A 7,750-nucleotide genomic window follows, 5' to 3' on the forward strand; every position below is an offset into this window, starting at 1 on the left:
AGTGCGTCGCAGTCGGCCGGAGCCGGCATCAGCGCTGGCGATCTTCAGCGCTCGCCACCGTTACCGAGGCGGGCAGTCGCAGGCCTATGCTGGTCCGGCCGGAACGCGAGTCCGCGAACGCCTGCCCCTCGTGCATTCGCGCAATGGCGGCCACGATGGCCAGTCCCAGGCCGTGATTGAGGTCGCTGTGCTCGCGCGAGGCTTCCGCCCTGTAGAAGCGATCGAAGAGGCGCGGCAAGTGCTCGGGCCCGATGTCCTCGCCCTGGTTGCTCACGACCAGCTGCAGCACATCAGGCGAAGGCATCGCGATTTTCACCTCCACGGCGGTGCCCGGGCTGGCGTAGCGGGTGGCGTTGGCCAGCAGGTTGGACAGGGCGCGGCGCAACAGGGCCGCGTCGAAGGCGCCCGAGGCGTCGCCGGTCACGCGTGACTGCAAGCCGGCGTCCTGCAACGCCGCGTCGTGAAACTCCACGACCTCGTTGACGAGCTCGGCGACGCTGGCCATGGGGACGCGGCGAGCCCTGGCCCCGCGATCCGCCTTGGACAGGAAGAGCATGTCGTTGACGATCCCCGAAAGCCGCCGCAGGTCATCGAGGTTGGTGCCGATGACTTCCTGCAATTCCTGCACGGAGCGAGGCCGGCTCAGGGCGATTTCGCTGTGGCCGATGAGCGCCGTTAGGGGCGTGCGCAGCTCATGGGCGACGTCGGCGTTGAACGCTTCGAGTTGCGCATAGGCCCGCTCCAGCCTTTGCAGCAGTCCATTGAACTGCTCCACGACGGGTTGCATCTCCTCCGGTTGGCCGGTGCCGTCAAGCCGGCTGTGCAGACCCGCAGGCTCGATGGAGCGGATCTGGCGCGACAGCGCCAACACGGGCATGAGGCTGCGGCGCACGAGCACGGAGCCGGTCAGCGAAATCAGCGTCGCCCCGGCCAGGGCGCTGACCAGCAGGATGGCCGCCAGGCGATCCAGCAAGCTGTCGTCCAGGGCCGTGTCCAGCGTCAGCGCACCACGGATCGAGCCCTGGGGATCCAGGGGCCAAGGCCGCTTGAATGTGGCTTTCCGCGTGTGGTCCTGGCTGCCTTGCATCGCGTGCTCGTACAGCGGCTTGCCGTCAGGCAGTTCCAGGCGCAGCCCAATGCCCGGCGTGCCGACGAAGAAGTCGTCAAGCTTGTGGCGCAACGTCGCTGGATCGGCATTGGCGGCAGCTTCCTCGATCAGATGCTCGACCACGGCCTGGCGCTGCTCCAGCGTTTCCTGCTCCCGGATGGAAAGGCTCCAGGCCGTGGCAAGGTAGACCCCCATCGCCACCAGCGCCAGTCCCATCAGGCTTTGGATCGCCGACCAGACCGACAGGCGCCATACCAGCGACCGTGCCGGCGTCCCCCTCACGGTGCATGGTCCTCGAGCACGTAGCCCATGCCGCGCACGGTGTGCAGCAGCTTCGTCTCGAAGGGATCATCGAGCTTGCTGCGCAAGCGCCTGACGGCGACGTCCACCACGTTGGTGTCGCTGTCGAAGTTCATGTCCCAGACCTGCTCGGCAATGACGGTGCGCGAGAGCACTTCGCCCCGGCGGCGAAGCAGCAGGGTCAGTAGCAGGAATTCCTTGGCCGTGAGGTTCAGGCGCTGCCCCGCCCGGGTGGCGCGCCGGCGCACCAGGTCCAGCTCCAGGTCCGCCAGGCGCAGCCGGTTGGCGTCCAGTTCCGCGTGCTGCGGCTGTTGCGCGCCGCGGCGCAGCAGCGCCTGCACGCGGGCCAGCAACTCTGAGAATGCGAACGGTTTGACGAGGTAATCGTCGGCACCTTGCTGCAGGCCGTGCACACGGTCGTCCACCGCATCGCGGGCCGTGAGCATCAGTACCGGCGTGGCAAGCACGGCCCGCAAGGCGCGCAACACGGCGAAGCCGTCGATGCCCGGCAACATCACGTCCAGCAGCACCAGGTCGTAGCTGCCCTCAAGCGCCAGATGCAGGCCGTCCGGACCGTTGTGAGCCAGGTCCACGGCGTAGCCGTTTTCCGTCAGTCCCTTGTGCAGGTATTCGGCGACCCGCTTCTCATCCTCGACCACCAGTATTCGCATCGCGCGATTGTCGCCATTTCAGTCGCTGGGGAAGATGACGAATTTGTCATGTTGCCGTTCGCCGGGCGTCGCTCCCGGGTGCCTACAGTGCCGACATGGCCGCTGCCTTTACAGCCCTGGTCGGCATGCAGCGATCTCAGCAATCAGCGGCAGCTTCGAATTCAAGCACCTTGAGAAACAAGGAATCCGGAACATGGGAATCTTCGATCGCATCTTCGACGGACATCACGGCAGCAATCAACATGGTGGCGGCCACCACGGCGGCAGCCGTCACGGCAACAGCAGCCACCACGGCAGCTACGGCACATTCCCTGACAGTGGCCAGCGCTACGTTCCTCCCCCGCCCGTGGTGCCGCAGGCCACTGCGGGCGCAACCTGCCCGAAGTGCTGCGCGATCACTCCCGTCGGCAGCAAGTTTTGTCCTCAGTGCGGTACGTCGATGGCTTTCGCCTGCACGCAATGCGGCGCGGGCTTGCAAACAGGCAGCCGCTTCTGCGGCCAGTGTGGCAAACCGGCACCCTGACCGGCGCACAGGCTCTGGAATCCGCGCCAATGGGATTGGGGCCTTTCTCCAAGGCCTGTTTCAAGGCATTGAAGCATTCGACAGCCGCGGGGCATGACTTCAACCGTCGGTGACTGCAGTCGCCGACGTGCGGCGTGCACGGCTCCATAGCCCACAACGGCCAGCCGGCGCTCTTGAGATGTCGCGGTGTCAACCGTCCCGTGGCGTTTTGCAACGGCGCGCGGTGCGGCTGCATTGAAGCGCGCATGCCGCGCACCCCCTGAGCAGCCGCCCGCGGGCTGCCCAGGGAAGGTCAGCTGCGTTCCATGTCGTTGGTTGCGACGTGAATGCGCAGCGGCTTGTTGGCAAATCCCGCTGGAGCAATGCTTTGCAAGTCCACCGCACGGTGGCCGATCACGTCGAACTTCCACGCGAAGGCCTTGTCCGCGTTGCGGAACACAACGACGTCGCCGCACGACACGTTCACGTAGCCGGTCGTGGCAACGTTCACTTCCTTGGTCGCGGCCCTGGCATCGACGGGCACTCCGTACATCGACTTGCCGTTGGGCAGTCGCGCGTCATTCGCTGCCATCGCCGTACCGGCGATCAACGCCATGGCGCCCACCAGCGTGATGGTCCTGAAAGATTGAAAGTTCATAGTGTTCTCCTGATTGCATGGGATGCCCCGGCTGGGGTTTCGTCCGTTGGTCATCCCGGTATCCACTTTGAACGGCGGGGGGTTACGAGAGCCGGGCAGGCTGATGACGGTTTTGCAATCCAGAAGGCGACACGGCCGCGGCACACCGAGCGCAAAAGGCGCTGGTGCCAGATCGACGCAGCCTGGTCCCGTGCGAGGGCCAAGATGACGAAATTGTCATCTGCGTGACGCCGTCGCGTTTCGGATGGGTTTCTACAGTGCTTCCACGGTCGCTGATGCAGCGGCCACCCAACCGAAAGGAAGCACCTGATGAAGACCCGCAATTTCTCCGCTGTCGTGGCCCTGTCCGCGGTGCTCTTGGCGCCGGCTGTTTCCATGGCTGATTCGCCCTGGGTGCCGGCCAACAACAACCAGGGCTACCGCTACCAGCCCGACCACGGCAGCACGGGGGCCGCGGGCCGCAGTGCCCCGGGCGCCACCACGCCGGACACGGCTTTGCGCGAGAGCGCGCCGCCGAGCACCGCGGGCGCCACAACGGGCAAGACGCGCGAGCAGGTCCGCAACGAGTACCTGAACATGTCCGCCGAGGAAAGAAAGCGCCTGCAGGAGCTGTTTCGCGGCTCCTGACTACGCCAAATTTTTGATGCCCACGCAACCTTTTCACTTTTCGAGAACCCCATGAGCTTGATGAAAGCCCGCTCCCATTGCACCGGCCTGCTGGTGACCGCAGCGCTGCTGGCCCCGGCCCTGTCCATGGCCAACACGGTGTGGCACCAGGAGAACACGGACCAGGGCCTGAGCTACCACCCTGAGCATGTCCCAAGCACGTTGACCCGTGCGCAGGTGCAGGCCGAGGCACGTTCGGCCGCCCCGAGCCTGATCGTTCGCGAAGGCCCCCCGCTGGACACGTTCCCTGCGGCCGCGCGGGCCCAGAGCCGCGATCAGGTGCGCCAAGACGCGCTGAGCCTTTCCCCCGAGGAAAAGCAGCGCCTGCACGCGGCCGCACAGGGCCGTTGATCTTCGAGTCGGCCTGCCATAGATATGCATGGGAGGCAGACAAAATGGTGTTGATACACTTGCCCCATGCGCCGCTTCGTGCTTGTCCTGTTGATCGCTTTGCTGCCGTTCCAGGCCATCTGGGCGGCGGCGGCGAACGCTTGCGGACATGAGCACGCAGGCGGCAGCAAGGCGCACTTTGGTCACCATGAGCACGTGCACAAAGCCGCGGCTGCTGCGGATCGTGACGCATCCGACGAGGGCGGCACCGCGGACTGGTCTTGCGGCGCCGAATGCTCGACATGCCAGGGCCATGGATGGTCCGCGGCCTTGCTGGACTGGTCCACGTCGTTGACCCAATCCGGGCCGGGCTTCGTGCCCACGGCCTACCAGCGCTTCCTCCCGCAGCGCGATCCCGACAATCCGCTGCGTCCCCCTCTCGCGCAACCGATCTGATATCCGGACGGAAGAGGCCGGCCCTGACCGGCTGACGTGCCGCCTGCGCGGCCCGTTGCACCGTCCCGCCTGACCGATCACGTGGGCCGACGGCCCGCATCGCTTGCGAGAGACTTCATGACATTCGGACCCTGGGGCCGGGGTGCGGGCCGAGCCGCATCCGCCCTGGCATGGGCCTGCCTGCTGGCCATTGCGCCGGGCGCTCATGCCCAAGACGCCACCGGCGCCTCCATCACGTTGCGGCAGGTGTTCGACAGCGCCTGGCAACGGCAACCCGAGGCGCGCGGCGCTGCGGCGCGACGCGACGCGACCGACGCCCGGCTCGATGCTGCACGCAGCTGGACCCCCGAGCCGGCCGCACTGGAGCTGTCGGGCCGCAGTGACCGCCTGGTGCGCAACAACGGCCAGCGCGAGTACGTTGCTGGCGTGGCCGTGCCGCTGTGGCTGCCCGGCGAGCGCTCGCGCACGCAGGCCGTGGCCGAGGCAGAACGCCAGGCCGTCGACAGCCGCGTGCTGGCCGCGCAGTTGCGACTCGCCGGCCAGGTCCGGGACGCCTGGTGGACGGCACACCGTGCCCGGATTGAGGCCGCCATGGCGCAGGCCCGGCTGGACAACACGCAGCAACTCGCCACCGACGTCGCACGCCGCGTGAGCGCGGGCGATCTCTCCCGGGCCGACCTGCTCCAGGCCGAGGGCGCGGCAGCAGCGGCACGGGCCGCACTGGCTGAAGCTGCCGCCGTGCAGGCGCAGGCCGTGCAAGCGCTCCAGGCGCTTGCGGGCATCGACTTGTCCCAACCGCTGCCCGATACAGCCGAGGCGGTGCCAGCCACAGAAATTACCGCCTCCCATCCCTTGCTGGTCGAGCTGCAGGATCGCGCCGAAGTGGCGCGGCGCAGCCAGGCGCTGGCTGGCGTGCAGCGGCGCGCCAATCCCGAGATTGCCTTGGCCACCACGCGCGAGCGCGACGTGCGGGGCGAGGCCTACGGCCAGTCGATCAGCGTTGGCGTGCGCATTCCCTTCGGCTCGGACAGCCGTTATCGCGCCCGTGTGGCGGCTGCCGGCGCAGAACAGATTGAGGCCGAGAGCGCTCTGGCCGTGGAGCAGCAGCGCCTGCGAGGCGAACTCACCGCAGCCCAGGCCCGCATGGAAGGAGCCCGCCAGGTCGCCGAGGCGGCCGCGCAGCGCGCGGCGCTGGCCGAGCAGACACGCGGCTTCATCGACAAGGCCTTCCGGCTCGGTGAGGCGGACCTGCCAACGCGGCTGCGCGTGGAACTGGAGGCCTTCGAGGCCGAGCGGCTGCAGGCGCGCGCCCGCGTCGAGCTGGCACAGGCACTTTCGCAATGGCGCCAGGCCATGGGCCTGCTGCCCGAGTGAGGCACCGCCGCATGAACCCGTCACCGTATTCCCTCACCCCCATGCATTTCCCGCAACGACATCCCGCGACTCCCGTCATGTACGCCCCTCGAATCCACAAGTCCGCGGCTGTTCTCGCGGCAGCCCTGGCGCTGCTGGCTGTGCCGGCCGCGCAGGCCGGCGACGGCCACGACCATGGCGATGCACTGCCTGCGGTCACCGGTCCTGCCTTGCCGCGCTTTGCCGCGGTTTCCGAAGATTTCGAGCTGGTGGGCGTGGTCAACGGCACGCAGCTGACCCTCTACCTGGACCACGCCGACAGCAACAGCCCGGTGAAGGACGCCCAGCTGGAAGTCGAGATCGGCGGCCAGAAGATCAAGGCGCAGCCCCATGCCGAGGGCGAGTTCGAGGCAACCCTGGCGCAGCCGCTGCAGCCTGGCGCCACGCCGGTGACGGCCACCATTACGGCGGGTGCCGTGACGGACCTGCTCGCTGGCGAGCTGGACCTGCACGCCGACGAGCATGCCGAGCAGGGCGATGCCGGCCACGGGCAGCGCGCCGTCGCATGGGCGGCCGGGGCGCTGGGCGCCCTGGGCGCCGTGGCCTGGGGCTGGCGGCGTTACGCCACTGGCCGCCGCAACCGTACCGGAGCCACCGCATGAAGCGCATCACCCGCACTCACTGGGCACTGGCGCTGCTGTCTCTGGCGCTGGCCGCGTCACCGGCACGGGCCGGTGATGGACACGATCACGGCGACGCCGCCCCCGCCACCAACACCAACGGTCCCCAGCGCCTCCCCGACGGCAGCGTCTTCCTGCCCAAGCCCGCGCAACGCCAGATGTCCGTGCGCACGTCGGCCGCTCAGGCCGGGCAACTGCCCCGTGCCCTGGAGCTGGCCGGCCGTGTGCAGATGGACCCCAATGCCGGCGGCAAGGTGCAGGCCCTGGTGGCCGGGCGGCTGGAGCCCGGCCCGCGCGGGTTGCCCTCCGTGGGGCAGCCGGTGCGCAAGGGCGACGTGCTGGCCTACGTCGTGCCCTCGGCCGGCGCCATCGAGCGCTCCAACCAGGCCGCGCAGCTGGCCGAGCTGCGGGCCAGCCGCGACCTGGCGGCCAAGCGCCTGGCACGTCTGAAAGAGCTTGCCGACACCGTGCCGCGCAAGGAGATCGAGGCGGCGGAAAGCGAGGTGGCCAGCCTGGGCGCGCGCATGGCGGCCATCGGCGGTGGCCTCTCCGGGCGCGATGCGCTGCTGGCACCCGTGGCGGGCGTGATCGCCTCGGCCAATGCCGTGAGCGGCCAGGTGGTGGACGCGCGCGAGCTGGTGTTCGAGGTGGTGGACCCATCACGGTTGCGTGTGGAAGCCCTGGCCTTCGATGCCGCCGTGGCCGCGGACGTGGACACGGCCTTCGTCGTGGCCGGCGGCAAGAAGGTGCCGCTGACGTTCATCGGCGCGTCGCGCTCGCTGCGCGAGCAGGCGCTGCCGCTGATGTTCCGCGCCGAGGGGCCAGAACTGTCCGCGCTGGCGGTCGGCCAGCCGGTGCAGGTGGTTGTGCAGACCCGCAGCCGTGTCCAGGGCGTGAGCGTGCCCGCGGACGCGCTGGTCAAGAACCCGTCGAACCAGAACATCGTCTGGGTCAAGGCGGCGCCCGAGCGCTTCGAGCCCCGGGTGGTGACGGTGCAGCCGCTGGACGGCGCGACGCTGGCGGCCA

10 protein-coding genes are annotated in these 7,750 nt (G+C 68.6%); 7 read left to right on the top strand and 3 right to left on the bottom strand.

What is annotated here, in order from left to right:
- Positions 1–28 precede the first annotated feature (28 nt).
- Complete coding sequence (locus tag ALA01S_RS17225; protein WP_084267666.1) at positions 29–1,390, bottom strand: heavy metal sensor histidine kinase; 1,362 nt, start codon at positions 1,388–1,390, stop codon at positions 29–31.
- Positions 1,387–2,079: a heavy metal response regulator transcription factor gene (locus tag ALA01S_RS17230; protein WP_066338658.1), complete on the bottom strand. Its 693-nt coding sequence runs from the start codon at positions 2,077–2,079 to the stop codon at positions 1,387–1,389. Before ALA01S_RS17230 ends, ALA01S_RS17225 begins: the two co-directional genes overlap by 4 nt.
- Before the next feature lie 193 nt (positions 2,080–2,272).
- On the opposite strand from ALA01S_RS17230, the gene ALA01S_RS31960 reads away from it, so the two are divergent.
- Positions 2,273–2,602, top strand: a complete 330-nt coding sequence (locus ALA01S_RS31960; protein ID WP_084267667.1) for a zinc ribbon domain-containing protein — start codon at positions 2,273–2,275, stop codon at positions 2,600–2,602.
- A gap of 292 nt (positions 2,603–2,894) precedes the next feature.
- On the opposite strand, the gene ALA01S_RS33150 is transcribed toward ALA01S_RS31960, so the two are convergent.
- A complete protein-coding gene (locus tag ALA01S_RS33150; protein ID WP_066338660.1) occupies positions 2,895–3,239 on the bottom strand; it encodes a CzcE family metal-binding protein in 345 nt (114 codons plus the stop codon).
- A gap of 309 nt (positions 3,240–3,548) precedes the next feature.
- Here ALA01S_RS33150 and ALA01S_RS17240 point away from each other — a divergent pair, with 309 nt between their 5' ends.
- From ALA01S_RS17240 to ALA01S_RS17265, 6 genes are all read left to right on the top strand, one after another.
- Positions 3,549–3,866 carry a hypothetical protein gene (locus tag ALA01S_RS17240; RefSeq protein ID WP_066338663.1) on the top strand — a complete coding sequence of 106 codons (318 nt, stop codon included), beginning with the start codon at positions 3,549–3,551 and terminating at the stop codon, positions 3,864–3,866.
- A gap of 51 nt (positions 3,867–3,917) precedes the next feature.
- Positions 3,918–4,256 carry a DUF4148 domain-containing protein gene (locus ALA01S_RS17245; RefSeq protein ID WP_084267668.1) on the top strand — a complete coding sequence of 113 codons (339 nt, stop codon included), beginning with the start codon at positions 3,918–3,920 and terminating at the stop codon, positions 4,254–4,256.
- A gap of 66 nt (positions 4,257–4,322) precedes the next feature.
- Positions 4,323–4,691: a hypothetical protein gene (locus ALA01S_RS17250; protein ID WP_066338667.1), complete on the top strand. Its 369-nt coding sequence runs from the start codon at positions 4,323–4,325 to the stop codon at positions 4,689–4,691.
- A 117-nt stretch (positions 4,692–4,808) separates the two neighbouring features.
- The gene (locus ALA01S_RS17255) at positions 4,809–6,065 is read left to right on the top strand and encodes a TolC family protein (protein ID WP_066338669.1); all 1,257 of its coding nucleotides are present in this window, start codon (positions 4,809–4,811) and stop codon (positions 6,063–6,065) included.
- 77 nt (positions 6,066–6,142) lie between these two features.
- Entirely contained in the window at positions 6,143–6,706 is a 564-nt protein-coding gene (locus ALA01S_RS17260) for a hypothetical protein (RefSeq protein WP_066338671.1), read from the top strand.
- Positions 6,703–7,750 (top strand): efflux RND transporter periplasmic adaptor subunit (locus ALA01S_RS17265; RefSeq protein ID WP_066338674.1); only part of this gene is annotated, 1,048 nt, incomplete at its 3' end. The genes ALA01S_RS17260 and ALA01S_RS17265, both read left to right, overlap by 4 nt.

The sequence above is a fragment of the Azohydromonas lata NBRC 102462 genome (assembly GCF_001571085.1).
In the GTDB taxonomy this organism is placed as follows: domain Bacteria; phylum Pseudomonadota; class Gammaproteobacteria; order Burkholderiales; family Burkholderiaceae_C; genus Azohydromonas; species Azohydromonas lata.

Bases quoted from the DNA above. Each gene is read 5' to 3' on its own strand.
- ALA01S_RS17230 (WP_066338658.1), bottom strand. From the start codon at position 2,079: ATGCGAATACTGGTGGTCGAGGATGAGAAGCGGGTCGCCGAATACCTG.
- ALA01S_RS31960 (WP_084267667.1), top strand. From the start codon at position 2,273: ATGGGAATCTTCGATCGCATCTTCGACGGACATCACGGCAGCAATCAA.
- ALA01S_RS33150 (WP_066338660.1), bottom strand. From the start codon at position 3,239: ATGAACTTTCAATCTTTCAGGACCATCACGCTGGTGGGCGCCATGGCG.
- ALA01S_RS17240 (WP_066338663.1), top strand. From the start codon at position 3,549: ATGAAGACCCGCAATTTCTCCGCTGTCGTGGCCCTGTCCGCGGTGCTC.
- ALA01S_RS17245 (WP_084267668.1), top strand. From the start codon at position 3,918: ATGAGCTTGATGAAAGCCCGCTCCCATTGCACCGGCCTGCTGGTGACC.
- ALA01S_RS17250 (WP_066338667.1), top strand. From the start codon at position 4,323: ATGCGCCGCTTCGTGCTTGTCCTGTTGATCGCTTTGCTGCCGTTCCAG.
- ALA01S_RS17255 (WP_066338669.1), top strand. From the start codon at position 4,809: ATGACATTCGGACCCTGGGGCCGGGGTGCGGGCCGAGCCGCATCCGCC.
- ALA01S_RS17260 (WP_066338671.1), top strand. From the start codon at position 6,143: ATGTACGCCCCTCGAATCCACAAGTCCGCGGCTGTTCTCGCGGCAGCC.